This window comes from Nocardioides panacis, assembly GCF_019039255.1.
In the GTDB taxonomy this organism is placed as follows: Bacteria; Actinomycetota; Actinomycetes; order Propionibacteriales; family Nocardioidaceae; genus Nocardioides_B; species Nocardioides_B panacis.
In genome coordinates, this window is sequence record NZ_CP077062.1 from 4,583,819 (window position 1) to 4,609,027 (window position 25,209).

Genomic DNA, 25,209 nt, shown 5'->3' on the forward strand with positions numbered 1-25,209 from the left:
GATGAAGGACGTGTCAGGCAGCATCGATCTCGACTTCGGGCTCACGGGCTCGGTGGCGGTGATCACCGGAGGGGCATCGGGCATCGGAGCGTCGATCGCTCGCACCTTCGCCGCCAAGGGGGCGCTCGTCGCCGTCCTGGACCTGGACGGATCGGCTGCCGCCGCCGTGGCGAGCGAGCTGGGGGACGGAAGCCTCGGCGTCGCCTGCGACGTCACGGTGGAGTCCTCCGTGACGGCCGCGGTGGAGCAGGTGATGGAGAGGTTCGGCCGGATCGACGTCCTGGTCAACAGCGCCGGGGTCGCGATCCTCGGGCCCGCGGAGGAGCTGTCCGTGACCGCGTTCGACACCACCTTGGCGGTCAACCTGCGCGGTACCTTCCTGGTCTGCCAGGCCGTGGGCCGTCACATGCTCCGCGCCGGCCGCGGCAAGATCGTGAACCTGGCCTCCCAGGCGGCCACGGTCGCCCTGGACCAGCACGCGGCGTACTGCGCCTCGAAGTTCGCGGTCGTGGGGCTCTCGAAGGTGCTCGCCTCGGAGTGGGCCGGGCGCGGTGTCACGGTCAACACGCTCTCGCCGACCGTCGTGATGACCGATCTGGGACGCAAGGCGTGGGCCGGCCCGAAGGGCGATGCCCTCAAGAGCCAGATCCCCACGGGCCGGTTCGCGGAGCCCGAGGAGATCGCGGCCTCCGCGCTGTTCCTGGCGTCCAACGCCTCCGACATGATCAACGGCGCCGACCTGCTGGTGGACGGCGGCTACACCATCCGCTGACCGCGCTGACCGCGCTGACCGCGCTGACCGCGCTGACCCCGCTGACCCCGCTGGCCCCGCCCGCTCATGCCTCGAGGATGACCTCGTCGTGGTCGAGGCGGGGGAGCCGGTCGAACCAGGCGTTCTCGGCGGGGCGACCGATGTTGACCACCAGCAGCGACTTGAGGTTGCGGCCGGCGAAGAACTCCTCGTCGATGCCGGCGGCGTCGAAGCCCCCCATCGGTCCGGCGGCGAGACCCGCGGCGCGGACGCCCAGCAGGAAGTAGCCGATCTGCAGCGTGGCGTTGAACGTCGCCGCCTGCTCGCGCGCGGCGTCGTCGGCGAACACGTCGCGGGCACCCGGGAAGTGCGGGAAGGTCCGGGCGAGGTGGTCGTGGAAGTCGGTGTCGGCGGCCAGCACGGCCACCAGGGGCGCACCGGCGGTCTTGTCGCGGTTGCCGTCGGCCATGTGCTTGAGCAGCCGCTCGCGCGGCTCGCCGTCCCGGACCAGCAGCACGCGCAGCGGCTGGGTGTTCATCGCGGTGGGGGCGTACTTCACGAGGTCGTAGATCGCCGCGACCTGCTCGTCGGTGACCGGCTCGTCGGTGAAGGCGTTCGCGGTGCGGGCCTCGCGGAAGAGCAGGTCCTGGGCCTCGGGGGACAGCGTCAAGGAAGTCATGCACACCAGAACTATGATTGACGCTTCAACATTCCTGGTGAGGTGCGTGAGGCGGGTCACCTGCGGGCGGGAGTGGTCAGGCTCGACCAGCCGGAGGCGGGTTCGCCCCGTCGGTTAAATGCAGCTCGCCCCGGACGACTGGGTCGTCCGGGGCGAGCTGAGGTCTGGCGACCCCGACGGGACTCGAACCCGCGGCCTCCGCCGTGACAGGGCGGCGCGCTAACCAACTGCGCTACGGGGCCTTGCTGTGCTGCTGCTCATTGCTGGGCGGTGGAAAGGCTAACCCATCCCTGCCCGCCGCTCCGAATCGAGTGCCTTCCAGCGGGATTCGAACCTGCGCGCACCCGCGCCAGGAGGCGTCGTACGAGCCTAGCCCACCCCCTCCGGAGGCAGGTGGGCACCCCGGCACGAGGGCCCACCCGACCGGGTGGGCCGACCCGGGCCGGCCGGTATCCTCCGCCCATGAGGCTTCGGGGGGATCATCGCCGTCCTCCTCGCGTTCGTGCTGGGGGCCGTGCTGAGTGCCTCGGCCGTCCTCCTCACCAGGCCCACCGCGACCGGTCCGGGCGCCAGGACCGGCCCGAGCGTCACGACCGCCACCCCCAGCCCGACCGCCACCCCCAGCCCGACCGCCCCGAGCCCCTCGTCGGCTCGGATGCTCTACCTGGTCGGTGACTCGATCACGGTCGGGCTCGGGATAGCCCCGGAGCTCCGGCCGCGCGACGCCTGGCCCGCACGTGCCCGGAACCTGATCTGCGGCTACGGCTGCACCCAGACCCGGGCCGTCGGACACACCGGCCAGTGCCTCGCGAAACCGCGCTGCTACTACCCGCAGACCCTGCTGGACACCTTCGGGCCCGAGGTGCTCGACGCCCAGCCCGCACCGAGCGAGGTGGTCGTCGAGATCGGCGTGAACGACCTGGCGCACCTCTCCGACGCCGGGTACCAGGCCGGCTACCGCGAGCTGGTCGCCCGGGGCGCCGCCCGCGGGATCCCGGTGTACGTCGCGACGATCCCCCCGACGAACACGAACTGGCCGTGGCACTCCGCCATCCAGGCCCAGCGGCTCCGGATCAACGACTGGATCCGCAGGCAGTGGCCGACCACGCACGTCGAGTTCGCCCGGAGCCTCGAGGGCACGGACCAGGCCCTGGACCCGCGGTACGACTCCGGTGACGGGATCCACCCGAACGCGTTCGGTGCCATGCGCATGGCGGACGCCACCGTGGGGCTGGGGCTCTAGGCCGTCGGGACGGGCCGACCAGGGCCGGACCGCACCGGTGCGTCGCGCACCTGAGGTCCAGCACCCCACGGGATTCGAACGGTTTGTACCCGGGCCGGGCACTGGGGTGAGCCGAAGCGACCAGATCCGGCCGGTATCGTCCCGCATATGAAGCTTCGGGGGGATCACAGCGGCCGTGCTCGGGTTCCTGCTGGGAACGATGCTGGGTGGTTCGGCCACCCTCACCACCACCGGCTCGCCGGCCAAGGCGCCGCGGATGCTCTACATGGTCGGTGACTCCCTCACCGCCGGCCGCGGGATCGCGCCGGCGTCCCGGCTGCGCGACCGGTGGCCGTCACGCGCGCGGAACCTGCTCTGCGGCTACCGCTGCACCCAGACCCGGGCCATCGGTCACCCGGGCCAGTGCCTCGCGACCCCAGGGTGCATCTACCCGCAGACCCTGCTGGAGACCTTCGGCCCCGAGGTGCTCCGCGCCCGACCCGCACCCAGCGCGGTGATCGTCGAGATCGGCGTCAACGACCTGGCGCACCTCACCGACGCCCAGTACCGGGCCGACTACCGCAAGCTCGTGAAGAGGGGCGCCGCCCGGGGGATCCGCGTCTACGTCGCGACGATTCCCCCCGACGAACCTCAACTGGCCGTGGCACCCGGTGATGCAGGACCAGCGGCTCCGGGTCAACGACTGGATCCGCAGCGAGTGGCCGACCACCCACATCGACTTCGCCCGGCGGCTCGAGGGCGCCGACCACACGCTGGACCCGCAGTACGACTCCGGTGACGGGATCCACCCCAACGCGTTCGGGGCGATGCGGATGGCGGACGCCACGGCGGGCAAGGGCCTGCTGCGCTGAGCTGCACGACGCGGGCCGGCTGTCAGGCCCGGGTGCGTCCACGAAGCCCGGGCCCCGGCCCGCGGTTCGCAGGTCAGAGGCCCTGTTGGATCAGCACCCCCAACGGGATTCGAACCCGTGCTACCGCCGTGAAAGGGCGGGGTCCTAGGCCGCTAGACGATGGGGGCAAGCTCCCTCGAAGAGGCCGTCAGGCACGACTGCCGTCGGGGACCGTCACAGCATAGGGCCCGCTCCGCAGCGCCACAAAATTCGCCGCACCGGACACAATGGGGCCGTGATCGACATGTCCCGCGCCCGCTTCGAGGAGCTGGTGACCGACGCGATGGACACCGTGCCGGCCGAGCTGGCGGCGCTGGTGGACAACTGCGTGGTGCTCGTCGAGGACGACCCGCCGGCCGGCGACCCGGACCTGCTGGGGGTGTACGACGGCACGCCGCTGACCGAGCGCGGGCAGGGCTACACGATGGCGCTGCCGGACCGGATCACGATCTTCCGCGCCCCCACGCTGGCGATGTGCGAGAGCGAGGAGCAGGTCGTCGACGAGGTCCGGATCACCGTCGTGCACGAGATCGCGCACCACTTCGGCATCGACGACGACCGGCTGCACGACCTCGGCTACGCCTGAGCGGCGCCGACCCAGAAGCCCACGGCACACAGCGCCAGGGCCGGTACGACGGTCAGCAGCACGTTCACCGCTCCCAGCCGCGCACCGCGGTCGTGGGTCTGCACGGCGAAGGAGGAGAACGTCGTCAGCCCTCCGCAGAAGCCGGTGCCGAGCAGGGCGAGCCCGTCGCCGCTCAGGGCGAGGCCGGCGAACCAGCCCAGCAGCAGCGAGCCGGCCCAGTTGACCAGGATCGTGCCGCGGGGCAGGCGGCCGTCGAGCAGGTTCCCCGCGACGTACCGCAGCGGGGCGCCGACGGCCGCCCCGATCGCCACCAGCAGCCAGCTCACTGGTCGCCCTCCTCGCCCAGGAACTCCACCCGGGCCACCACCGAGCTGAGCCGGTCCGCGAGGGCGACGGCGACCAGGCCGACCGCCACGCTGCCGACGACGTAGGCGGTGGCCGTGACCACGTGGCCCCCCGCGACCAGGGCCCGGGCCTGCTCGGCGAACGTGGACAGCGTGGTGAACCCGCCCAGCACCCCCGGGCCGAGCAGCGGGGGCAGGACGGGGTGCAGCCGGAGCACGGGGATCGCCGGCAGCGTCGCGAGGACCGCGCAGCCGACCACGTTGATCGCGAAGATCGTCCACGGGAACCCGTCGGACGGGTCCGGGAAGGCCAGCGTCAGGGCGTAGCGCAGCACCGCGCCGATCGCGCCGCCCACGGCGACGGCGCCCACCAGGGACGGTCGCAGGGCGGACCGGGGGGTCACCGCGGGTCGGCCTCGACGCTCAGGGATCCGGACCAGGGCACCGGCTGCTCGCCGGCGGCCTGGCGGGTGAACTCGCCGAGGTACCAGGTCCGCAGCGCCAGCTGCTGGGCGGTCGGCTCGAGGGTGAGCAGCCGCTGCTCGCGGCAGAAGACGTCGGCCTCCTCGAGCAGCTCGCGCAGCCGCCCCATCGTCTCGCCGGCGGTGACCGGGACGCGGTACACCAGGTCCACGCGCTGCTCGCCGGCGGCGATGGCCGCGTCGAGACGGTCCAAGCCGACCGCCTGCCGGCGCTCCTGCTCGACCTGCAGGGTCAGCGCGGACAGCTCGCTCGCGAGCGGGTAGACCCGGCCGTGGTTGAGCGCCAGCAGCCGCAGCTCGCGGCGCAGCTCCTCGTACCAGCCGCGGTAGTGCGCGAAGACCTGCACCGGCATCGAGAGCAGGTGCACCGCGAGCCGCTCGGCGGGCTCGCCGGCCCCGGCCAGCCGCTGCTCGACGTAGCCGCCCAGGTCGAAGACCTCCCCGACGGGCGCCGGGCCCTCCCCGACGTCCTCGCCGGCCGGCTCGAACCAGACGACCTTGCCCCGCGGGGTCACCTCGGCGCCCCAGCTCGTGGAGTACGTCGCCACGATGCCCAGGCCGCGCCCGACCGTCGCGAGCAGCCGGTCGTCGTCGTTCATGTCGCGGATCCGCGGCGGTGCAGGCGAGGTGTCGTGCACCTCCACGCGCGGGTGCGCGACGGTGCCGCCGACGCGGACCGTGATCGGCGGGTCGGCGTGCAGGATCGCGTTGGTGACCAGCTCGGAGACGCCGAGCTCGGCGGCGTCCCCGAGGTCGGAGCGGCCGATCGCGGACAGCGCCTCGATCACCCAGACGCGCGCCCGGCGGACCGAGCGCGGCTCGGGCTCGAGCACCAGCACGCTCACGACTGCCTCCCGGCGGCCCGCTGGCCCCGGAGCGCGACCAGCCGGGTCACCACCATCGCGATGTAGAACACCCCGGCCACCTGCTCGATCATGACCACGCTGCGGGCATGGCCCGAGATCGGCGTGATGTCCGAGAGACCGGTGCTGGAGAGCGTGGTGAAGGACAGGAACAGCAGCTCCATCCAGGTCCGGGTGCCCTGGCCGCCGGTGCTGAACCCGCCCGGGTCGAGCGCCTGGACCACGACGAAGAGGTAGGCGAAGGCCCAGGCCAGCAGGGTGAACACCGCGGGGATCGCGAACAGCTCGTCGGTGGTGACCCGGTCGTCGCGGAGCATGTAGGCCAGCATGCTCAGCGCGGCGTACAGGTAGAGCAGCATCTCGAACACCGCGGACCACACGAACAGGCCGGGGTCACCGCTGACCGCCGAGACGGCCAGCAGCACCGCCGACGGCGCCGCGACCAGCAGCGCGACCCAGGTCAGGAACGGGGTGACCCGCAGGGTGAGCACCACCAGCGCGAGGACCAGCAGCCCGAACAGCGCGAACGCCGCGCGCCCGGCGTACGTCTCCTCCATGAACGGGTAGAGCACGACGCCGGCGAGCTGGACCACGAGCAGGACCAGGCACGGCGTACGTCGCAGGAAGTCGAGCCACCTCGGCATGTCGGCAGGCTATCGGGGCACGGTCGGGTCGGCCGGTGCCCGGGGGGCCTCGCGGGTCCGGAACAGCTCGAGCTCGGTGTCGTAGTAGCGGGAGGTGCGGCCCAGCGGGGTCATCGCGAGGCGGTCGCAGACCGCGAGGGAGGGCGCGTTGTCCGGGCGCACGACTGCGTGCACCTCGTCCAGGCCGCGGTCGAAGCCCCAGCGGAGCGCGCCGCGGGCCGCCTCGGTGGCGTAGCCGTGGCCCCAGGCGTCGGGGTGGAAGTGCCAGCCGACCTCGAACTCGCCGGCGCCGTCGGGCAGCGGGACCAGGAGCACCGTGCCGAGCACCCGCCTGTCCTCGCGGCGCTGGACCGCCCAGCGGCCCTCCACCTCGCTCTCCAGGTTCCGCTCGGCCCAGCGGGTGATCCGGGCCTCCGCCTCGTCGAGGGAGAGCAGCGCCTGCGGGGCGGCGCCCAGCCAGCGGGCCACCTCCCACCGACGGTAGAGGTCGAAGAACGCCGGGCCGTCGGCCAGCGACCAGCTGCGCAGCACCAGACGGTCGGTGCCGAAGCCGGCGTCAGCGGTCAAGGTGTCGCGCCCAGGCAAAGCAGAAGACGCCGTAGCAGGCGAAGCCGATCGCGATGACCACCAGGACCGGGCCGCCGAACGGCTGCTGGAGCACCTTGTGCAGGGCCTGGTCGAGGCCGGCGGACTTCTGCGCGTCGTGGGTGAACGCGGCGAAGAGGAACAGCACGCCGATCACCGCGAGCGCCACGCCCTTGGCGATGTAGCCCACCTTGCCGGCCAGCACGTACGCCTTGCCGTCCTTGCCGGTCTTGCCCTGGGTGTCGAGCTTGGAGAGGAACTTCTCCTTCCAGCCCCGGTAGACCAGGAACCCGGCGGTCACGAGCACCCCGACGCCGATCAGGCCGACGAGCACCTGTCCGGCGGGGAGCTTCATCACCTGGGCGGTCATGCCCTCGGTGCCGCCGCCGCTCGAGGAGGCCCCGATGGCGGTCTTGAAGCAGCTGTAGGCGAGGTAGCCGTAGAGCACCACCTTGCCCCCGGAGATGGATCGCTTGAGGACAAGCTTGCCGCCGTCCTCGTCGGTGTGGCCCCAGATCGCCTCCAGCGCCTGCCACGCCACCAGGGCCAGGAACCCGACCGCGGCGACGTACAGGAAGAACAGGCCGATGCTGTTCTGGGCGAGCTCCTGCATGGCGCCCTTGTTCGATGCCTGGCCCCCGCCGCCCCCGATGACCAGCTGCAGGGTCAGCCAGGCGAGGACCAGGTGCACGACCCCGTAGGACACCAGTCCCACCCGGACCGCCCGGTCCATCCACTCGCTGTTGTCTGCACGACGTCCTGCTTGCTCCGCGTGTGTCGATGCGTTCATGTTCGCCCTCCCGGCTTCCGGGGGGAACGTACCCGCTTTCGGGTCGGGTCACGCTTTGCCGGGCCGCCGGTTCGATCCACCTGTCCGCCGGGTAGAACGGACCCCGTGAGCACACCTCCCCTGGTCCTCGGCCCGCTCGTCCGGTATGTCGACGAGACGTCGACCTCGCTGTGGGTGCAGACCCGTGACGCCGCGCTGGTGACCGTCCGGGCCGACGACCGTTCCTGGGACGCCCGGACGTTCCGCGTGCACGGCCACCACTACGCCCTCGTCGAGATCGAGGGCCTCGCCCCGGGCACCATCGCGCCGTACACCGTCGAGCTCGACGGGCAGCAGGTGTGGCCGCCGGCCGAGGGGGAGGAGGGCAGCGACTTCCCGCCGAGCGTGCTGACCACGCTCAAGCCGAACAAGCCGCTCCGGATGGCCTTCGGGTCGTGCCGCACCAGCGTCGGGCACGACGAGGCCGGCAACACCACGCACGGCGTCGACGCGCTGCGCAGCCTCGCGCTGAGGATGGCGACCGACCGGGACGCCCGCTGGCCGGACCTGGTGCTGTTCCTCGGCGACCAGGTCTACGCCGACGAGACCACCGAGGAGATGCAGCGGTTCATCGAGTCCCGCCGCGACATCGAGCAGCCGCCCGGCAAGGAGCTCAAGGACTACGAGGAGTACTCCCACCTCTACGAGCTGGCCTGGAGCGACCCGCTGAACCGGTGGCTGCTCTCCACGCTGCCGAGCTCGATGATCTTCGACGACCACGACGTCCGCGACGACTGGAACACCTCCTACGCCTGGAAGCAGGAGATCGAGAAGACCTCCTGGTGGCACGAGCGGATCGTGTCCGGGCTGGTGTCCTACTGGGTGCACCAGCACCTCGGGAACCTCTCCCCGGAGGAGCGCGCCGCCGACGACATCTGGCAGGAGGTGCTGCGGCACCAGTCCGCCGGCGACGAGCTCGACCTCACCGAGCGGCTCCGCGACCTCGCCGAGCGGGTCGACCAGAAGCCCGAGACCTACCGGTGGAGCTACTCCCGCGAGATCTCCGGGAACCGGCTGGTGGTGATCGACTCCCGGGCCGCCCGGGTGCTCGAGCCGGACCGCCGCGACCTGCTCGACGACGCCGAGATGGCCTGGCTCGACGAGCAGATGCGCGGCGACGTGAAGCACCTGTTCATCGGTACATCGCTGCCGTTCCTGCTGCCGCCCGGCCTGCACTACCTCGAGGCCTGGAGCGAGGCGGTCGGCAACGGGGCGTGGGGCAAGCGGTCCGCGGCGCTCGGCGAGAAGCTCCGCCAGGCCGTCGACCTCGAGCACTGGGGCGCGTTCCAGAAGGCGTTCCAGCGGGTCGCGCAGATGGCCGTCGAGGTGGCGGACGGCCGGCGCGGCGCGGCCCCGCAGACGGTGACGTTCCTGTCCGGGGACGTGCACCACTCCTACCTCTCGGAGGTGCAGCGCGAGCACCCGCCCGGCAGCAGCAGGATCATCCAGGCGGTCTGCTCGCCGATCCGCAACCCGCTGCCGCGGAAGATGCGCTTCGCCACCGCGGTCCTGGCCTACGCCGTGGCCGGTCCGATCGGCAAGGTGGTCGCCCGGTCCGCGAAGGTGCCGGATGCGCCGTTCTCGTGGAAGAACCTGGCGGGTCCGTGGTTCGACAACTCGATCGCGATCGTCGAGGACCGCGCGGACGGCCTCGACGTGCGCTGGCACACCGGCACCGTCGTCGGCGGCGACCACCTGCACCCGCGCCTGGACACCGTCGCCGACGTCCTGGTCGAGCCCCGCTGACCGGCGGGGCCCCAGGGGTCAGCCGGGCGGCGCGGGCAGGGCGAGGAGCAGGTTCTCCACGACCTCCATCAGGGCCGGGTGGATCCAGTACTGCCCCCGGGCGACGTCGTGCGCGGTCTGCCCGAAGCTCATCGCCTGCACCAGCGGTTGCAGCAGGTTCGAGGCCTGGGCCCCCAGGATGTGCGCGCCCAGGATCAGCCCGGTGTCCGGGTCGGCGATCAGCTTGGCGAAGCCGGTGGTGTCCTCCATGGCCCAGCCGTAGGCGGTGTCGCCGTAGCGCTGCTGTGCGACCACGTGCCGCACGCCCCGCTCGCCGGCCTGCCGCTCGGTGAGCCCGACGCTGGCGACCTGCGGGTTGGAGAACACCGCGCTCGGCACCACGTCGTGCCGGGACTCCCAGAGGTCGTCGGGGTGCAGCAGGTTGTGCTGGACCACCCGGGCCTCGAGGTTCGAGACGTGCTTGAGCTGGAAGTGGTTCGCGATGTCGCCGAGCGCCCAGATGCCCTCGACGCCGGTGCGCTGGTGCCGGTCGACCACCACGACGCCGTCCTCGTCGACCTCGACGCCGGTCCGGTCCAGGTCCAGGCCGTCGGAGTTCGGCTGCCGCCCGGCCGCGACCAGCACCGCGTCCACCTCGACGGTGCTGCCGTCCGAGAGCTGGGCGCGGACCCCTCCGTCGTACGCCTCGGCCTTGGTCACCACGGTCTCCAGGCGGACGTCCCAGCGGGCCCGGGCGACCTCGGTGAACGCCGCCGAGAGGTCGTCGTCCTCGGCACGCAGCAACCCGTTCGACCGGTTCACGATCGTCACCTGGGTGCCGAACGAGCCGAACACGTGCGCGAACTCCGCGGCCACGAACCCGCCGCCGATGATCAGCATCCGGGCGGGCAGCCTCTCGAGCCGCATCACGGTGTCGCTGGTGTGGAAGCCGACCCCCGCCAGGCCCTCGATCTCCGGTACGACGGGCCGGGCACCCGCGGCGATGACGACCTGGTCCGCGGTGATCGTCTCGCCCGTGCCGGTGTCGAGGGTGCGGACGTCGACGAACCGGGCGTGCCCCTCGTACAGCGTCACGTTCTCGTTCGAGTCGGCCCGCCAGCGGCGCCCGCCGATCGAGATCGGGTCGATCCGGCCGAAGATCCGGTCCCGCACCTCGGGCCAGCGCACCCCGTCGAACCGGGTCTCCACGCCGAGGCTGCCGCCCTGCGCCGCGGACAGCGCGATGTCCGCGGGGTAGACGAACATCTTGGTGGGGATGCAGCCGACGTTCAGGCAGGTGCCGCCGAACGTGCCCTTCTCGAGGAGGGCGACCCGGCGGTCCGCGAACCGCTCGTCGACGATCGAGTTGCCGGAGCCGGTGCCGATGATGGCCAGGTCGTAGTGGGTGCTCACCTCCCCATCCTGCCCGCTGTGATCCTGGTGACACGTCGGGCCCGGTCCCAGGCGGGGCGCGCCGCGGAACTGTGAGCCAGGACATGTCGCGGGGTGCAAGCAGACCGACCGGGGATGCGTTGTGTGAGCAGAAGGCCGAAAATGGGTACGCAGTGCCCGTCCGGCGGATCCACCCAGGGAGAGGCCAGTCCATGGCGAACGTCAGCACCCCCAGCAGCGACCGTCACCAGGTGGTGGTGATCGGGTCCGGCTTCGGCGGGCTGTTCGGCACGAAGGCGCTGAAGAACGCCGACGTCGACGTGACCATGGTGGCCAAGACCACGCACCACCTCTTCCAGCCGCTGCTCTACCAGGTGGCGACCGGCATCCTCTCCGAGGGCGAGATCGCCCCGCCGACCCGGGAGGTGCTCTCCGGGCAGAAGAACGCCCGGGTGATCCTGGGCGAGGTCACCGACATCGACCTCGCCGCGCGCACGGTCACCTCGAAGGTGCTGAACCGGGTCACCGTGACGCCGTACGACTCGCTGCTGGTGGCGGCCGGGGCCGGCCAGTCCTACTTCGGCAACGACCAGTTCGCCGAGTTCGCCCCGGGCATGAAGAGCATCGACGACGCCCTTGAGCTGCGCGGTCGGATCTTCGGCGCGTTCGAGCTCGCCGAGATCTCCGACAGCGAGGAGGAGATCGAGCGGCTGCTCACCTTCGTCGTGGTCGGCGCGGGCCCGACCGGCGTGGAGATGGCCGGCCAGATCGCCGAGCTCGCGCACCGCACGCTGCGCCACGACTTCCGGCGGATCAACACCCGCGCCGCCAAGGTCATCCTGCTCGACGCCGCGCCGCAGGTGCTGCCGCCGTTCGGCGCGAAGCTCGGCGAGAAGACCAAGGTCGCCCTGGAGAAGCTCGGCGTCGAGGTCCAGCTCGGCGCCATGGTCGTCGACGTGGACGAGTGGGGCATCGACGTCCAGGACAAGGACGGCACCCGCCGGCGCATCGAGGCGACCACCAAGGTGTGGGCCGCGGGCGTGCAGGCCAGCCCGCTCGGCAAGCTGCTCGCCGAGCAGTCCGGCGCCCCGGTCGACCGGGCCGGCCGGATCGGCGTGAACCCCGACCTGACGCTGCCGGGGCACCCGGAGGTCTTCGTGGTCGGCGACATGATCAGCCTCGACCACCTTCCCGGCGTCGCCCAGGTGGCGATCCAGGGCGCGAAGTACGCCGCCAAGGAGATCAAGGCCCGGCTCTCGGACGGGCAGGCGCCCCAGGAGCCGTTCAAGTACTTCGACAAGGGCAGCATGGCGACGATCTCGCGGTTCCGCGCGGTCGCGCTGGTGGGCAGGATCCGGATCACTGGCTTCGTCGCCTGGCTGATGTGGCTCGCCGTCCACCTCGTCTACATGACCGGGTTCAAGAACCGGGTCGGCGCGCTGGCGCACTGGGCGGTCAGCTTCCTCGGCCGCGGCCGCTCGGAGCGGACCGCGACCGAGCAGCAGATCTTCGCCCGCGCCGCGCTGCAGCGGCTCAAGGGTGGTGCCTCCGACCTGGTCAGCAGCCCGGGCGACTACGAGGCGACCCAGAACCTCCTGGAGGCGTCCCGCCGCGCGGAACTCGAGGCGCAGGCCGCTGAGGAGGCCCGGCTCACCGACTCCGGCGAGCGGGGCGTCCACCACGAGGAGACCGCCCCCGCCCACTGACCCGGCGCGTCTGGCGGCCCGCCGACCGCTGACCCGGCGCGTCTGGCGGCGCCTCAGTCCTCGATGACGTGGACCGCGGCCTCTTCGGCGCTCGCGCCGGCGCCGTCGATGCCGACGTCCTCGCCGATCATCTCGGAGTCCACGTCCGGGCCGAGGCCCTCGTCCTCGTCGACCAGCCGGCCGGCGCGCTCGGTGCCGACCTCGCCGCCGACGTCCTCGCGGTCCAGCTCCGCCTCGGCGTAGGGGTCCGGCTCGGGCTCCTCCTGCGCGATGCGCTGGTCGAGCGTCTCGCCGACCTCCTCCTCGTAGGGCGTGTTGCCGAAGCCCTCGGCCACCGACCACTTCTCGGGCGGTGAGTAGCCCTCGTCGAGGGGCTCGGTGAGGCCCCGGTCGCTGACCAGGCTGTCGCCGTCGCCCTGCGGCTGGTCCTCGTCGTCGACGCTGTAGTCGTTGTAGGTCTCGTTCTCGCCGCTGTTCTCGCTCATGTCCCAGGCTTACCCGGACGACTCAAGCGCAACCCCACCGGGGCCCTCAGGAGAGGTCGAGCTCGCGGACCACGGAGTCGACCACCGCGACGAGGTCGCCGCCGGTCTCGGCCGCCACCCGCCGCATCCGCTGGTACGACGCCCCGGCCCGGGTGATCTCGTCGACCGAGCGCAGCTCGTCCGCGCAGCCGAGCCGGGCCGCGACGGGCTCGAGCCGGGTGAGCAGGTCGGCGAGGTCGTCGGTGACCAGCCGCTCGTTCGCGGCGGCGTCCAGGATGATCACCGCGTCGAGGCCGTAGCGCGCGGACCGCCACTTGTTCTCCTGGACGTGCCAGGGCGGCATCGTGGGCAGCGTCTCGCCGGCCGAGAGCCGGTCGGTCAGGTCGACGACCAGGCAGTGCGTGAGCGCGGTCAGCGCGGCCAGCTCGCGGAGGTTGGAGACGCCGTCGCAGATCCGGACCTCGACGGTGCCGAGCTTCGGGGAGGGCCGCACGTCCCACCGGATGTCGTTGAGGTAGTCGATCACCCCGGTCCGGAAGTGGTCCTCGACGAACGACTCGTACTCCTCCCACGTCTCGAACTGGAAGGGCAGCCCGGCAGTCGGGAGCTGCTGGAACATCATCGCCCGGTTGCTCGCGTAGCCGGTGTCGGTCCCCGACCACATGGGGGAGGAGGCGGAGAGCGCCTGCAGGTGCGGGAAGTAGTTGAGCAGCGAGGACACCACCGGCATCACGTGGTCGCGGTGCTGGACGCCGACGTGCACGTGCACCCCCCAGATCAGCATCTGCCGGCCCCACCACTGGGTCCGCTCGATCAGCTCCTCGTAGCGGGCGCCGGGGGTGAGCAGCTGGCTCGACCACTGTGCGAACGGGTGGGTGCCCGCGGAGTACAGGTCGACGCCCAGCTCGTCGGCGACCGGCCGCACCAGCCGCAGCGTCGAGGCCAGGTCCTCCATCGCCTCGGGCACCGACCGGGTGATCCCGGTGACCACCTCGACGGTGTTGCGGAGCAGCTCCTTGTGCAGCTGGGGCTGCTCGCCCAGGGACTCGCGGACCCGGTCGAACAGCTGGCTGGCGTTGTTGGACAGGTCGCGCGTGGACTTGTCGACCAGAGCGAACTCCCACTCGACGCCCAGCGTCGGCCCGGCCGATGCGGCGTACTCGATGGTCACGGTCCATCGAATCACAGGTGCCGGGCCGTCGGCTGCGAGGATGTCCCGGTGATCGATCTCGCGACCTCCGCCGACGTGGTGGTCCACGGCGACAACGCCGCGGTGCTGGCCAAGCTCCCGGACGAGTCGTTCCAGCTCGTCTACATCGACCCGCCGTTCAACACGGGTGGCCGACGGGACCGCCGTACCCTCCGGACGGTGCAGGACGGCAGCGGCGAGGAGGCCGGCGGCGACCGCACCGGCTTCGGCGGCCGGCGCTACCGCAGCGAGGAGACCGGGCGGATGTCCTACCCGGACACCTTCACCGACTACGCCGGCTTCCTGGCGCCGCGGCTGGAGGAGGCCCGGCGGCTGCTCACCGAGTCCGGCACGCTCTACGTGCACCTCGACCAGCGCGAGTCGCACTACTGCAAGGTGCTGCTCGACCAGATCTTCGGGCGGGACTGCTTCCTCAACGAGATCATCTGGGCCTACGACTTCGGCGGCCGCGGCAAGACCCGGTGGCCCGCCAAGCACGACACGATCCTGGTCTACGTCAAGCGCCGGGGCGCGCACCTGTTCGACCAGGACCAGATCGAGCGGGTGCCCTACCTCGCCCCCGGGCTGGTCGGGCCCGAGAAGGCGCTCCGCGGCAAGCTGCCGACCGACGTGTGGTGGCACACGATCGTGCCCACCGGCGGCAAGGAGAAGACCGGCTACCCGACCCAGAAGCCGGAGGGCGTGCTGCGCCGGGTGCTGCAGCCGTCGTCGCGGCCGGGGGACTGGGTGCTGGACTTCTTCGCCGGCAGCGGTACGACGGGCGCGGTGGCCGCCGCAATGGGCCGCCGGTTCGTGCTGGTCGACGAGAACCCGGAGGCGGTCGAGGTGATGCGGGCCCGGCTGCCGGCCGGCACCACCTACCTCGACGCCGAGGGCGGCCCGCTCCCCGGAGCCTGACGGTGACGGCCGGGTGGACCACCTCCGGCAATGCGGGCAATCCCAGGACCAGCCCGCGCGGGTGTCCTACTGTCGAAGGGTGACGGGGAGCGAAACCGGCGCGAGCACGGGGCTGGTCTCGCCTCCCGACCTCCCGCCCGAGGTGCTGGCTGCGGTCGCGCCGCACCTCGCGCGCGTCGTGGACGACTTCTACGCACGCCTCGCGCTGCGGCCCGAGCTCAAGGCGGTCGTCGGGCGGCTGACCCCCGACGAGTTCGACCACCTGCGGCACCGTCAGGCCCTGCACCTGCGGCACCTGCTCACCCCCCGGCTGGACGCCGACGACCTGCGCGGCCGGGCCCGCGAGGTCGGCCGGATCCACGCCATGACCGGCGTCGAGCTCGACTGGTACGTCGACGGGATGACCGAGAACCGGCACGGCGTCTGGCAGGCGATCGTCGAGCACTGCCCCGGCCTCGACCTGATCGCGGTGCACGAGGTGGTCGTCGAGCGGTTCCTGGCGGACCTGCACGGCGCGATGCTGGGGTACCGCGACCTCGACGAGGTCGAGAACCGGGTGCTCCTCGAGGTGCTCGACGTGTGCGCCGAGGCGGCCACCGTCCCGGACCTGTCCCGCGGTCTGGTCACCGCGCTGGCCGGGCTCGACGGCGTGGTGGCCTGCCTGTTCGCGCGCGCCGACGACGCCGGCCGGATGGAGACCGAGGCCGGCGCGGGCAGCGGGCTGGCGACCTTCCTGGCCGAGGCCGCCCGCGAGGAGTGGGCGCCGGTCTCCACCAGCGAGCGGCTCTCCTCCGGACAGGGGCCGATCGGGCGGGCGTGGCGGTCGGGGATGGTGGAGCGCAGCGACTCGTTGTCGACCGACGCCTCGGCGCGGCCCTGGCGGGCGCTGGCCGCCCGGATCGGCTGGCGCTCCAGCGCCGCCGTGCCGCTCGTCGACCCGAGCGGGCGGACCCGCGCATTGGTCTCCCTGCAGTCCGGCTGGACCGGCGCCTTCGGCGCACGCGGCCGGGCGACCCTGCTGCAGCAGGTCAAGCAGGTCGCGGAGCGGGCCCTGACCGACCTGGAGGAGCGGCCGACGACGGCCAGCGGGGTGCGCGCGTTCGCCCAGCGGGCCGGCCACCTGGCGCTGCTGGAGGCCGGTGCGGTCGAGATGCTGTTCCAGCCGGTGGTCAGCCTGCCGTCCGGGCGGCTGGTCAAGCTCGAGGCGCTGGCCAGGCTGCGCGACGCCGGGGCGCGGGTCAGCCCGGCCGAGTTCCTGCCGTCCTTCGGTGACGGCGAGCTGTTCACGCTGTTCGAGGTCGGCCTGCGCGAGTCCCTGAGGGCGCTGCGGGAGTGGCAGGACGCCGGCCTGGTCACCGGGGTCTCGGTGAACCTGCCGGTCGCCGCGGTGACCGACGACGGCTACGCCAAGGTGGTGGCGGACCTGCTCGCGACGTACGACGTGTGTCCGGAACGCCTCACGCTCGAGCTGCTGGAGACCGGCGCGCTGGACCGGCAGACGCCGGGCCGGCCGCTGTCCCTGGACCACTTCCGGGACCTCGGGGTGCGGTTGGCCCAGGACGACCTCGGCTCCGGGTACAGCTCGCTGCTGCGGCTCCAGCACTTCGACTTCGACGAGGCCAAGATCGACCAGAGCCTGGTCCGCGGCACCGACCTGGCGCCCGGGACCGCGCTGCACTTCATCCGGCCGATGACCGACATCGCGCACAGCCTCGGGATCCACGTGGTGATCGAGGGGCTGGAGCACGTCGGCCTCATCGACGCGGCCGTCCAGCTCGGCGTCGACGCCGGGCAGGGGTACGGCATCGCCCGGCCGATGCCCGCCTCGGAGGTGGTCGCCTGGGCGGCCGGCTTCCGGATCTCCGTCGACCCCGTCGTGCCGAGCACCCCGATGGGCGCGCTGGCCGGGCACGTCGCGTGGGAGCACCGGATGACCGCGACCGGCGGCCGCTACGCCGGCGACGACCGGCTCGACCTGGCCGGCTGCCCGCTCACCGCCTACACGCGCGCGGACGGCGCGGACGTCACGCGGGCGCACGAGGCGGTGCACGCCGCGGCGGTCGGGCAGCGCGGGAGCTTCCTGCACCGCACCGCCTGGGAGCGGCTGATCGCCCTCGTCGCCCCCCGATAGTCCGTGACGGACTTGCTGTTCCAGGGGCCCTGGGAGGACAAGTTCGTCACGGACTATCGGGTCGGGGTTGCAGGGGGGTTGACATGCTGGCCCGATGCGCATCCTCGTCGCCGGCGCCACCGGCTACATCGGCTCCCGGATGGTCCCCGAGCTGCTCCGGCGCGGGCACGACGTGGTCGCCGCGTCGTCCTCGGTCCCGGCCCCCGAGCGGTTCGCCTGGGGGGACGCCGTGGACTTCGTGCGGATGGACGCCACGGACGCCGCGCAGGTCGCGGCCGCCACGGCGGGCGTCGACGCGGTCTGCTTCCTGGTGCACGGCCTGTCCAGCCGCAGCTTCCGCGACCGGGACCGGGTCGCCGCCGAGACCGTGCGCGACGCCGTGGACGCCCAGCGCGTCGGCCGGGTCGTGTACCTCTCCGGGCTGGTGCCCGAGGTCCCCGAGGACGAGCTCTCCCCGCACATCGCGTCCCGCCTCGAGGTCGAGCGGATCCTGCTGGGCAGCACCGCGAAGACCCTGTCGATGCGGGCGGGCGTCGTGATCGGGGCCGGGTCCACGTCCTTCGAGATCGTCCGGCAGACCGCCTCCGGGCTGCTGGTGCAGCCGGTGCCGCTGTGGATGCGCTCGCGGGTGCAGCCGATCGGGGTGGCCGACGTGCTGCGCGCGATCGCCGACGCCCTCGAGGGCGACGCCGTCGGGGACGTCGACGTCGGCGGCCCGGACGTGATCAGCTACCCCGACCTGCTGGCGCTGTACGCCGACGTGGCCGGCCTGACCCGGCTGCAGGTGCCGGCGCTCCTCGCCCCCGTGACCGCGGTGTCCCTCGGGGCCGGGCTGGTCTCCGCGGCGCCGTACTGGACGGCGGCCGCGCTGGTCCGCAGCCTCCGGCACGACATGGTCTGCCGGCCCGGCCAGCCGGACCCGGACAAGGTCGACCTCACCGACGCGCTGCCGCTGCGCGAGGCGATGCAGGAGGCGGTGCTCGCCGACGGGCCCGGGGGGCGCGCCTCCGGCCGGGAGAGCAGCGACCCGTCCTGGGTCCGCTCCTCGTGGGCCGAGCGCGCCGTCGTCGCCACCCGGCTGCCCGGGTCGATGCTGCTCAGCTCCGCGATGCACGTCGCGGACCATCGCCTCCGCGGCCTGCGGGCCCTCCTCCCCGGCCAGCGGTGACCTCGACCCGGGCCCGAGGCGACCTCGACCCGGGGCTCAGGCCAGGTCGAACAGCAGGCAGGCGCTGGTCGCGGTCGCCAGCAGCCGACCGGCACCGTCGGTGATCGACGCCTCCGCGTGCGCGACCCGGCGGCCGCGGTGCACCACCCGGCCCTCGCAGGTGACCCGGCCGGTGGTCGCGCTCATGCCGCGCAAGAACTTCACGTCCAGGTCGAGGCTGGTGTAGCCGACCCCCACCGGCAGCGTGCTGTGCACGGCGCACCCGGTGGCCGAGTCGAGGAGGGTCGCGAACACGCCGCCGTGCACCGACCCGATCGGGTTGTAGTGGTGCTCGGCCGGCTCCAGGGAGAACACCACGCGACCCTCCTCGACGTGGTCCAGGTCGAAGCCCACCGTCGTGGCGATCGGCGCGGCGGGCAGCCGGCCGTCCCGGACCGCCTCGAGCATCGCCAGCCCGCTGTCGCGCCCGAGCCGGGCAGCACTGATCGACGGGTCCTCCCACGTCGTGGTCCGCTCGCGACGGGCTTCCTCGGGCGTGGTGGTCATGGTGGTTCCTCTCGTCGACACAGGTGTCACGGGGTTGTCTCTGTCCCATGGTGACAGAGGCAACTATGCTTCGCCTATGTCGGCCACGTCACGCTTCCTCGTCGAGCCGGCGCCGGGTGGGCTGGCCCTGGTCCAGGAGCTGGTCAACACCCGCCCGGTCCCGCCGTACGGCGTCCGGGACCTGCTCGGCACCGTCGCCGATGCCCGGCGCTGGACGACGGAGGCCGTCGGGTCGTGGAAGGTGCACTCCGCCGCGACCGGCGGCGTCGGCCGCGTGACCTCGGTCGAGCTGGTCGGCCTGCGCCGCCTGCGACGGGACCTGGAGCGGCACCTGCTCGGCGAGGGCGTCCCGCGTCCCGTGCCGACCACGCTGACGGCCGGCCCGGACGACCTGCTGCGGCTCCAGCCGCCCGGGAGCGGCGTGCGCTGGCTGGCCTCCGCGGTGTGGGGCGAGGTGCTCCTCGCCCAGCGCGACGGCCGGTGGGACCGGCTCAAGGTGTGCCGCAACCCGCTGTGCCCGTGCGCGTTCTTCGACCGGTCGCGCAACAACAGCCGCGTGTGGCACGACGTCCGCACGTGCGGCAACGTCGCCAACCTGCGGTCCTCGCGGGCCCGGCGGAGGGCCGCGACCAGCTGAGCGGGCGGCGGCCTGCGAGAATCGGGGTCCGTCGAGGGAGGTCCGCGTGCAGGGGGTGTTCGAGGGCTTCGCCACCATCGGCGCGATCATCGCCCTCGGGGTGCTGCTGGCCCAGCTCGGCGTGCTGGACCTGGCCGGCCAGCAGGTGCTCTCCCGGCTGTCCTTCTTCGTGGCCAGCCCGGCCCTGATGGTGACCGTCCTCGGCCGGGCCGACGTCACGAGCGTGCTGTCGAAGAACCTCGTCGCGACGGCGGCCGGCGTCCTGGTGTGCGGGGTGCTCTACCTGCTCGCGGCCCGGCTCGTCTGGCACCACCCGCCGGCCGAGACGACCATCGGCACGCTCTCGGCCACCTACGTCAACGCCGGGAACCTCGGCCTGCCGATCGCGGCGTACGTCCTCGGTGACGCCGCGCTCGTCGCCCCCACGCTGCTGATGCAGCTGCTGGTCCTGCAACCGGTCGCCCTCGCGGTGCTCGACAACGCGGTGTCCGCACGCCGGTTCTCGTGGGTCCGGGCGTTCAGCCGGCCGCTGACCAACCCGCTCACGCTGGGGTCGCTGCTCGGCCTCGCCCTGGCGGTCACGGGTGTCTCGCTGCCGATGGCGGTGCAGGACCCGCTGGAGCTCGTGGGCGGCATGGCGGTGCCGTCGATGCTGATCGCCTACGGCATCTCGCTGCGGCTGGGTCCCCGGCCGGGGCACGGCACGTCGGCGGTCGAGATCGGCTTCATCACGGTGCTCAAGCTGGTCGTCCAGCCCGCTGCGGCGTACGGCGTGGCGCGGCTCGTGCTCGGCCTCGACGGCACCGCCCTGCTGGCGGTCACGGTGCTCGCGGCCCTGCCGACGGCGCAGAACATCTTCGTGCACGCGACCCGCTACGGCCGCGGGGTCGTGCTCGCGCGGGACTCGATCTTCGTGACCACGGTGCTGTCGGTGCCGGCGATCGCCCTGGTCGCCGCGCTGCTCGGCTGACCTGGGCGAGCACGGAGGAACCGACCCCGAACCATGACGGGGGATGCATGGTCGGGGTCGGCCCGAGGGAAGAGTACAACGCCCCGTGGTTGCCTCGTGCGTCGATCGGGCCGCGACACACACCGGCGTGTGGACGTGGACTGGACCGGTCAATCCGGCACAATTCCGGTGGACCCGACCGGTCGCGCCGCTGGCCTCGTTCCGCCGGTCTGTCCAGTCCTGTCCAGGACATCTGTTTCGCCCGGCGAGGTGTCGGGTACGTAGCCGACACGCGAACTACCGAGGACGGCGAGATGACGGCGAGCACCCCCCACGGCGAGTCGGTGGTTGCTGCGATGTGCGCGGCACTGGAGCGCTACCCGTGGCGCCGCCTGACGCCGGGGCTGTTCGCCCGGCTCGCGCTGGCCGCCAACGACCGGCACGTGGTGCACCTGCTGCTCGAGGGCGTCGCGGGCACCGAGGTCGGCACCTGGGAGAACCTCGAGCCGGTCCACCTCGAGGACGACCGCGTCGACCGGCTCGTGGACTTCCTGGCCGGCCAGCACTGGACCGCCCAGCCCCTCGTCGTCGTGTGCGGCCTCCTGCACGGTGCCCTCCAGGACTGAGGTACGTCGCATCACCCGCCGCAGGTGAGCCGCGGTCGGCTCCCACGCCGGACACTCGAGCCGAGCGCACGAGGGTGCGAACGAGTCGGCAGGGGCGTGAGGACGATGCGAGGCAGGCGACAGGAGCGCCACGAGGACGACTGGGTGCACTACAAGATGCGCCAGCGCCTGGTGTCGATCGGTGACGACTTCTGGATCGAGGACGACGCCGGCGAGCGGGTCTTCAAGGTGGACGGCAAGGCGCTGCGCCTGCGCAAGACGCTCGTCCTGGAGGACGTGGACGGGCACAAGCTCGCCAAGATCCAGGAGAAGATGCTCCGCATCAAGGACGCCATGGAGGTCGAGGACGCCGACGGGCACCGGATGGCCATGGTCAAGAAGGCGCTGATCAGCCCGCTCAGGGAGCGCTGGTCCGTCGAGGTCGAGGACGGCCCGGACCTCCACATCAAGGGCAACATCGTCGACCACGAGTACACGTTCACCGCCGAGGACACCCCGGTGGCCTCGGTCTCCAAGCAGTGGTTCCGGGTGGCCGACACCTACGGCGTGGCGGTCGAGCCCGGGCAGGACCCGGTCGTCGTGCTGGCCGCCACGGTCGCGCTCGACATGATGGCCCACGAGCACCGCTGAGCCCCGCACACAGGGGTGGGCCCCGTGGGGATCGAACCCACAACCCGCGGATTAAAAGTCCGCTGCTCTGCCAGTTGAGCTAGAGGCCCGGGGACGCACCTGCACCGGGAGGAACCCCCGGACCGCGTCCGCGTGGTGCCTGCCGGCTCGCACCCGCCGGCACAGGGTATCCGAGTGGGGTGCCGCGACCGCCGTGTGCGGCCTCGCCCTCCCCGGAGCGCCGTGGGCAGCGGGCCCCGGGCGCTTCCCGGGACCTCGCCACGGTGGTCGCGACGTACCGCCCGCCTCACCCGTTCGTGGGGGCATGCCTACGATGACGGCCGACAACCGCCCCATCCCTCTGCAGGAAAGGCATTCAGTGAACAAGAGAGAGTTCGTCGACGCCATCATCGAGAAGACCGGCTGGTCGCGGCGCGAGTCCGAGCTCGCCCTCGCCACCGTGCTCGACACCATCAGCGACTCGGTCGCGAACGGTGACAAGGTGACGCTGCCCGGCTTCGGCACCTTCGAGAAGCGCGAGCGGGCGGCGCGTGAGGGCCGCAACCCGCAGACCGGTGCGGTGGTCAAGATCAAGAAGACCAACGTGCCCGCGTTCAAGGCCGGTGCCACCCTGAAGACGTACGTCGCGGCCTCGAAGAAGGACCAGGCCGCGTTCCGCAAGAACCGGGGCTGACCCGGGTTCGCCGTACCCGGGGCCGCGCACCGATCGGTGGGGCCCCGGGGCGGCGTCAGGGCGTGGGCAGCAGGGCCGCGATGCTGGCGTCCACGTCGACGTGCGCCGACTCGCTGCCGGGTGCCACGAGCGCCACCACCCGGTCGGTGAAGCGGGCCAGGTCCCCGGACCGCAGCTGGACGAGCGCGGCACCCTCGGGCGAGCACAGCTCGATGAGGACCACGGCGCGGCCGTTCGTGTCGAGGGACGGCCAGACGTGCACGTCCCCGTCGCCGGTCGGCTCGCCGAGCCCGTCGATAAGGAGGTCGCGGCCGAACACCCAGACCACGGGCCCGGTGGGGGTGCTGAGCACCATCGTCGCGGCGTACGGGTCGGAGGGGTGGTACTGCAGCTCGGCACCCAGGAGGGTGGTGAGGTCGTCGGATCCGATCAGCTCGGCCTCCACGGTGTGGGAGACGAAGGTGTGGTCGGCGGAAGAGTCCCGCATGGGTGCGCGGCCTTTCGTGTGGAGGCAAGTCGTCTAGGGGTAAGCCGTCCAATCCTGGCTCGCGATCGGGCCATGCCCGAGGGGCAGAGGTGCCGTTTCCGGGTGGCGCATCGGTACCAGCCCGGAATGTCGGTTCGGCACCGTCTTGCGTCGGTAGGGTGACCCGTCGGCCGCTCCGGCCGGCCGGTCGCCGTGCCTCGGGGTCTCCTGCAGGCTCCGCGAGAGCGTCACGACGCTGTCAGCCGATCTGCGCGGTCCCGCCGGCGCTGCAGCCCGCCAGCGCGTGGGGCCGGGTCGGCAGCGCCTCCTGCGGTACGTCGACCCCGTCGGCGTCGAGCACCCGGAACTGCTCGGCGTAGGTCGTGCCGGCCGGCTGGGGGCCCTTCACCCACGACTGCAGGTGGACGTACCCGTCCTGCGCCGCGGTCTCGAACCACGGGCCCGCGACCCCGTCGACCCAGAACCGCTGCTGCACCTTCGCGACGAGCGGGGACACGACCAGCCAGCTGGACTGCTCGAACCGGTCGAGCACCTTCGTCGTGCCGGCGCAGCTCCAGCTGGACCGGCCGGTGGACAGGAACCTCACCGGCTCGGCGGCCGAGGCCGTGGGCAGCGCGGACTGCGCCGGGCTGTCCGGGCCGAACTGGTCGCACATCCGTACGTCGCCGGCGGCGTTGCGCAGGACCAGGACCGGGTTGCTGCCGTCGAGCCGGAGCTGCCGGACGCCGTACAGCACGTCGACCCGGGCCGCGTCGGAGGCGAAGCCGGCGGTGAGGCAGGCGGTGACGTCGGCCTGCGCGACGGTGCCGTCGTCGACGACCAGCACCGAGGCGTCCTGGGACGGCACCGCGGCGACCGGGGAGGCGGCCGGGTCGTGGCGCAGGGACAGCGCCTTGAGGTAGCCGGCACCCAGGACGAGCGCGGCCACCAGCACGGCGGCGCCGGCCACGGGCAGGACGCGGTGGACGAGCTTCCTCATGAGGCACCCCTCGGAGAGGTCGGGCCGACCGCGGTGCCCCCACCGCGGGCCGGTCTCACCCCGGACCGGCGACCCACGCAGATGTCGGTGCTCGGCAGTCGCCGGGCACCGAGGCCGAGTCTACGGGCGGACGGGGTGCGACACGCCGGTTTCGCGCACCTCGTCCACCTCGCCAGGCGGCCTCGGGAGCCGGGTCCCAGGCGTCGATGCGGACGCCCCGGCACGGGGCCGCCGGGACCGGGTCACACTGGTTCGGCTCCCGGCTCGGTTTCCGGGCCGATGATTGGTAGGGTTCGGAACGCAACAGATGCAAGTTCCAGCAGGTACGCCCGCGGAGTTTGTGATCCGACGGCGTTTTCTCTTGTATGAGCGTTAGCTTTTCGAGGGGGCTCGGCGTTTCACCGCATCTGTCAGGGGCCGCCGAGGTGGCGGTTCCTACCCCCGTATGAGGAGTAACAGCATGGCTCAGGGCACCGTCAAGTGGTTCAACGCCGAGAAGGGCTTCGGCTTCATTGCGCAGGAGGACGGCGGCGACGACGTCTTCGTGCACTACTCGGCCATCCAGTCGCAGGGCTACAAGTCCCTCGACGAGAACCAGAAGGTCGAATTCGACGTCACGCAGGGCCCCAAGGGCCCGCAGGCGGAGAACGTTCGCGCTCTCTGATCTAGGTCAGCGCAGCACAGGAGAACACGCCTGACCCTTCAGGCACCCATGAGGGCCCCGACGGAACCACGTCGGGGCCCTCGTGTTTGTCCCAAATGACTATGGGTAGAAATTTGAGCGTCGCCCACAATGAGGTCAGCAGAAAAACGGTTGGGTCGACAAGGAGTCGCGATGCGCAAGGGAGGAGCCGGCGTGATGGATGACCAGCTGAACGTCCCGCTCGAGGACGCCGAGCTGCTCGCCGAGGTCGAGCTGACGACCAACCTGATCATCGCCGCGAGTGAGGCCGACGCCGCGCTGCCGCAGGAAGTGGTGGACCGGTTGCTCGGTGTCGAGGCGGAGCCGGCCGAGGGCCGGCACGCCTTCCCGACGCAGCAGATCCGCAGCGTCTGAGCTGCGTTCCAGGCT

At 72.2% G+C, this 25,209-nt stretch carries 29 protein-coding genes, 3 tRNA genes and 1 pseudogene; 17 read left to right on the forward strand and 16 right to left on the reverse strand.

Annotation, left to right across the window (positions count from 1 at the left end):
* Position 1: 1 nt before the first annotated feature.
* Positions 2–772 carry an SDR family oxidoreductase gene (locus KRR39_RS22290; protein ID WP_216939550.1) on the forward strand — a complete coding sequence of 257 codons (771 nt, stop codon included), beginning with the start codon at positions 2–4 and terminating at the stop codon, positions 770–772.
* 64 nt (positions 773–836) lie between these two features.
* On the opposite strand, the gene KRR39_RS22295 is transcribed toward KRR39_RS22290, so the two are convergent.
* Entirely contained in the window at positions 837–1,430 is a 594-nt protein-coding gene (locus tag KRR39_RS22295) for a malonic semialdehyde reductase (RefSeq protein ID WP_216939551.1), read from the reverse strand.
* A 165-nt stretch (positions 1,431–1,595) separates the two neighbouring features.
* Positions 1,596–1,672, reverse strand: a tRNA-Asp gene (locus tag KRR39_RS22300).
* Between the two features lie 272 nt (positions 1,673–1,944).
* Between KRR39_RS22300 and KRR39_RS22305 the strand changes: the two genes are divergently transcribed.
* The 3 genes and pseudogenes from KRR39_RS22305 (at position 1,945) to KRR39_RS25350 (ending at position 3,524) form a co-directional block, all read left to right on the forward strand.
* Entirely contained in the window at positions 1,945–2,673 is a 729-nt protein-coding gene (locus KRR39_RS22305) for a GDSL-type esterase/lipase family protein (RefSeq protein ID WP_216939552.1), read from the forward strand.
* A 265-nt stretch (positions 2,674–2,938) separates the two neighbouring features.
* A pseudogene (locus KRR39_RS26400) lies at positions 2,939–3,298 on the forward strand (SGNH/GDSL hydrolase family protein); the annotation flags it as partial.
* Positions 3,299–3,326: 28 nt separating this feature from the next.
* The gene (locus KRR39_RS25350; RefSeq protein WP_254185352.1) at positions 3,327–3,524 is read left to right on the forward strand and encodes an SGNH/GDSL hydrolase family protein; all 198 of its coding nucleotides are present in this window, start codon (positions 3,327–3,329) and stop codon (positions 3,522–3,524) included.
* Between the two features lie 94 nt (positions 3,525–3,618).
* Here the strand turns inward: KRR39_RS25350 and KRR39_RS22315 are convergent.
* A tRNA-Glu gene (locus KRR39_RS22315) sits at positions 3,619–3,691 on the reverse strand.
* 107 nt (positions 3,692–3,798) lie between these two features.
* Between KRR39_RS22315 and KRR39_RS22320 the strand changes: the two genes are divergently transcribed.
* Positions 3,799–4,149: a metallopeptidase family protein gene (locus KRR39_RS22320; protein ID WP_216939554.1), complete on the forward strand. Its 351-nt coding sequence runs from the start codon at positions 3,799–3,801 to the stop codon at positions 4,147–4,149.
* Here KRR39_RS22320 and KRR39_RS22325 read toward each other — a convergent pair.
* The 6 genes from KRR39_RS22325 to KRR39_RS22350 are packed head-to-tail and all read right to left on the reverse strand — an operon-like array spanning position 4,140 to position 7,857.
* The gene (locus tag KRR39_RS22325; protein ID WP_254185353.1) at positions 4,140–4,475 is read right to left on the reverse strand and encodes a fluoride efflux transporter FluC; all 336 of its coding nucleotides are present in this window, start codon (positions 4,473–4,475) and stop codon (positions 4,140–4,142) included. The two genes, KRR39_RS22320 and KRR39_RS22325, sit on opposite strands and share 10 nt — an antisense overlap.
* Positions 4,472–4,897 carry a FluC/FEX family fluoride channel gene (locus tag KRR39_RS22330; RefSeq protein ID WP_216939555.1) on the reverse strand — a complete coding sequence of 142 codons (426 nt, stop codon included), beginning with the start codon at positions 4,895–4,897 and terminating at the stop codon, positions 4,472–4,474. The genes KRR39_RS22325 and KRR39_RS22330 overlap by 4 nt, the downstream gene beginning before the upstream one ends.
* Positions 4,894–5,820: an ATP-binding protein gene (locus KRR39_RS22335; RefSeq protein ID WP_216939556.1), complete on the reverse strand. Its 927-nt coding sequence runs from the start codon at positions 5,818–5,820 to the stop codon at positions 4,894–4,896. Before KRR39_RS22335 ends, KRR39_RS22330 begins: the two co-directional genes overlap by 4 nt.
* Positions 5,817–6,482, reverse strand: a complete 666-nt coding sequence (locus tag KRR39_RS22340; protein ID WP_216939557.1) for an ion channel — start codon at positions 6,480–6,482, stop codon at positions 5,817–5,819. The genes KRR39_RS22335 and KRR39_RS22340 overlap by 4 nt, the downstream gene beginning before the upstream one ends.
* Before the next feature lie 9 nt (positions 6,483–6,491).
* Complete coding sequence (locus KRR39_RS22345) at positions 6,492–7,049, reverse strand: GNAT family N-acetyltransferase (RefSeq protein ID WP_216939558.1); 558 nt, start codon at positions 7,047–7,049, stop codon at positions 6,492–6,494.
* A complete protein-coding gene (locus KRR39_RS22350) occupies positions 7,039–7,857 on the reverse strand; it encodes a DUF1206 domain-containing protein (protein WP_216939559.1) in 819 nt (272 codons plus the stop codon). Before KRR39_RS22350 ends, KRR39_RS22345 begins: the two co-directional genes overlap by 11 nt.
* 105 nt (positions 7,858–7,962) lie before the next feature.
* Between KRR39_RS22350 and KRR39_RS22355 the strand changes: the two genes are divergently transcribed.
* Entirely contained in the window at positions 7,963–9,642 is a 1,680-nt protein-coding gene (locus KRR39_RS22355) for an alkaline phosphatase D family protein (protein WP_254185354.1), read from the forward strand.
* Positions 9,643–9,660: 18 nt separating this feature from the next.
* Here the strand turns inward: KRR39_RS22355 and KRR39_RS22360 are convergent, their stop codons facing one another.
* Positions 9,661–11,034: a mycothione reductase gene (locus KRR39_RS22360; RefSeq protein ID WP_216939560.1), complete on the reverse strand. Its 1,374-nt coding sequence runs from the start codon at positions 11,032–11,034 to the stop codon at positions 9,661–9,663.
* A gap of 191 nt (positions 11,035–11,225) precedes the next feature.
* Here KRR39_RS22360 and KRR39_RS22365 point away from each other — a divergent pair, with 191 nt between their 5' ends.
* Entirely contained in the window at positions 11,226–12,719 is a 1,494-nt protein-coding gene (locus tag KRR39_RS22365) for an NAD(P)/FAD-dependent oxidoreductase (protein WP_216939561.1), read from the forward strand.
* Between the two features lie 53 nt (positions 12,720–12,772).
* On the opposite strand, the gene KRR39_RS22370 is transcribed toward KRR39_RS22365, so the two are convergent.
* On the reverse strand, positions 12,773–13,204 hold the full coding sequence (locus tag KRR39_RS22370) for a DUF5709 domain-containing protein (protein ID WP_216939562.1): 432 nt from the start codon (positions 13,202–13,204) through the stop codon (positions 12,773–12,775).
* Between the two features lie 46 nt (positions 13,205–13,250).
* Entirely contained in the window at positions 13,251–14,375 is a 1,125-nt protein-coding gene (locus tag KRR39_RS22375) for a glutamate--cysteine ligase (RefSeq protein ID WP_216939563.1), read from the reverse strand.
* A 48-nt stretch (positions 14,376–14,423) separates the two neighbouring features.
* Here KRR39_RS22375 and KRR39_RS22380 point away from each other — a divergent pair, with 48 nt between their 5' ends.
* From KRR39_RS22380 to KRR39_RS22390, 3 genes are all read left to right on the forward strand, one after another.
* A complete protein-coding gene (locus KRR39_RS22380; protein ID WP_216939564.1) occupies positions 14,424–15,311 on the forward strand; it encodes a DNA-methyltransferase in 888 nt (295 codons plus the stop codon).
* A gap of 79 nt (positions 15,312–15,390) precedes the next feature.
* Positions 15,391–17,442 carry an EAL domain-containing protein gene (locus KRR39_RS22385; protein ID WP_216939565.1) on the forward strand — a complete coding sequence of 684 codons (2,052 nt, stop codon included), beginning with the start codon at positions 15,391–15,393 and terminating at the stop codon, positions 17,440–17,442.
* Positions 17,443–17,536: 94 nt separating this feature from the next.
* Positions 17,537–18,610 carry an NAD(P)H-binding protein gene (locus KRR39_RS22390; protein ID WP_216939566.1) on the forward strand — a complete coding sequence of 358 codons (1,074 nt, stop codon included), beginning with the start codon at positions 17,537–17,539 and terminating at the stop codon, positions 18,608–18,610.
* Between the two features lie 36 nt (positions 18,611–18,646).
* On the opposite strand, the gene KRR39_RS22395 is transcribed toward KRR39_RS22390, so the two are convergent.
* Positions 18,647–19,156 (reverse strand): PaaI family thioesterase, encoded by a 510-nt coding sequence (locus KRR39_RS22395; RefSeq protein ID WP_216939567.1) that lies wholly within the window; start codon positions 19,154–19,156, stop codon positions 18,647–18,649.
* A 76-nt stretch (positions 19,157–19,232) separates the two neighbouring features.
* Between KRR39_RS22395 and KRR39_RS22400 the strand changes: the two genes are divergently transcribed.
* From KRR39_RS22400 to KRR39_RS22415, 4 genes are all read left to right on the forward strand, one after another.
* The gene (locus KRR39_RS22400; RefSeq protein ID WP_216939568.1) at positions 19,233–19,793 is read left to right on the forward strand and encodes a CGNR zinc finger domain-containing protein; all 561 of its coding nucleotides are present in this window, start codon (positions 19,233–19,235) and stop codon (positions 19,791–19,793) included.
* Positions 19,794–19,839: 46 nt separating this feature from the next.
* Positions 19,840–20,763 carry an AEC family transporter gene (locus KRR39_RS22405; RefSeq protein ID WP_216939569.1) on the forward strand — a complete coding sequence of 308 codons (924 nt, stop codon included), beginning with the start codon at positions 19,840–19,842 and terminating at the stop codon, positions 20,761–20,763.
* A 293-nt stretch (positions 20,764–21,056) separates the two neighbouring features.
* On the forward strand, positions 21,057–21,368 hold the full coding sequence (locus KRR39_RS22410) for a hypothetical protein (RefSeq protein WP_216939570.1): 312 nt from the start codon (positions 21,057–21,059) through the stop codon (positions 21,366–21,368).
* A 105-nt stretch (positions 21,369–21,473) separates the two neighbouring features.
* Positions 21,474–21,998, forward strand: a complete 525-nt coding sequence (locus tag KRR39_RS22415) for an LURP-one-related/scramblase family protein (RefSeq protein WP_216939571.1) — start codon at positions 21,474–21,476, stop codon at positions 21,996–21,998.
* Positions 21,999–22,014: 16 nt separating this feature from the next.
* On the opposite strand, the gene KRR39_RS22420 is transcribed toward KRR39_RS22415, so the two are convergent.
* Positions 22,015–22,087: transfer RNA gene (locus tag KRR39_RS22420), tRNA-Lys, on the reverse strand.
* Positions 22,088–22,311: 224 nt separating this feature from the next.
* Between KRR39_RS22420 and KRR39_RS22425 the strand changes: the two genes are divergently transcribed.
* Positions 22,312–22,671 carry an HU family DNA-binding protein gene (locus tag KRR39_RS22425; RefSeq protein WP_302053525.1) on the forward strand — a complete coding sequence of 120 codons (360 nt, stop codon included), beginning with the start codon at positions 22,312–22,314 and terminating at the stop codon, positions 22,669–22,671.
* Between the two features lie 55 nt (positions 22,672–22,726).
* Here the strand turns inward: KRR39_RS22425 and KRR39_RS22430 are convergent, their stop codons facing one another.
* Both KRR39_RS22430 and KRR39_RS22435 read right to left on the reverse strand, forming a co-directional pair.
* Positions 22,727–23,158 (reverse strand): SsgA family sporulation/cell division regulator, encoded by a 432-nt coding sequence (locus tag KRR39_RS22430; protein WP_216939573.1) that lies wholly within the window; start codon positions 23,156–23,158, stop codon positions 22,727–22,729.
* A gap of 238 nt (positions 23,159–23,396) precedes the next feature.
* Positions 23,397–24,137, reverse strand: a complete 741-nt coding sequence (locus tag KRR39_RS22435; protein WP_216939574.1) for a hypothetical protein — start codon at positions 24,135–24,137, stop codon at positions 23,397–23,399.
* A gap of 460 nt (positions 24,138–24,597) precedes the next feature.
* On the opposite strand from KRR39_RS22435, the gene cspE reads away from it, so the two are divergent.
* A complete protein-coding gene (gene cspE / locus KRR39_RS22440; protein ID WP_135078682.1) occupies positions 24,598–24,801 on the forward strand; it encodes a transcription antiterminator/RNA stability regulator CspE in 204 nt (67 codons plus the stop codon).
* 171 nt (positions 24,802–24,972) lie between these two features.
* Entirely contained in the window at positions 24,973–25,194 is a 222-nt protein-coding gene (locus KRR39_RS22445) for a hypothetical protein (RefSeq protein ID WP_254185355.1), read from the forward strand.
* Positions 25,195–25,209: the final 15 nt, after the last annotated feature.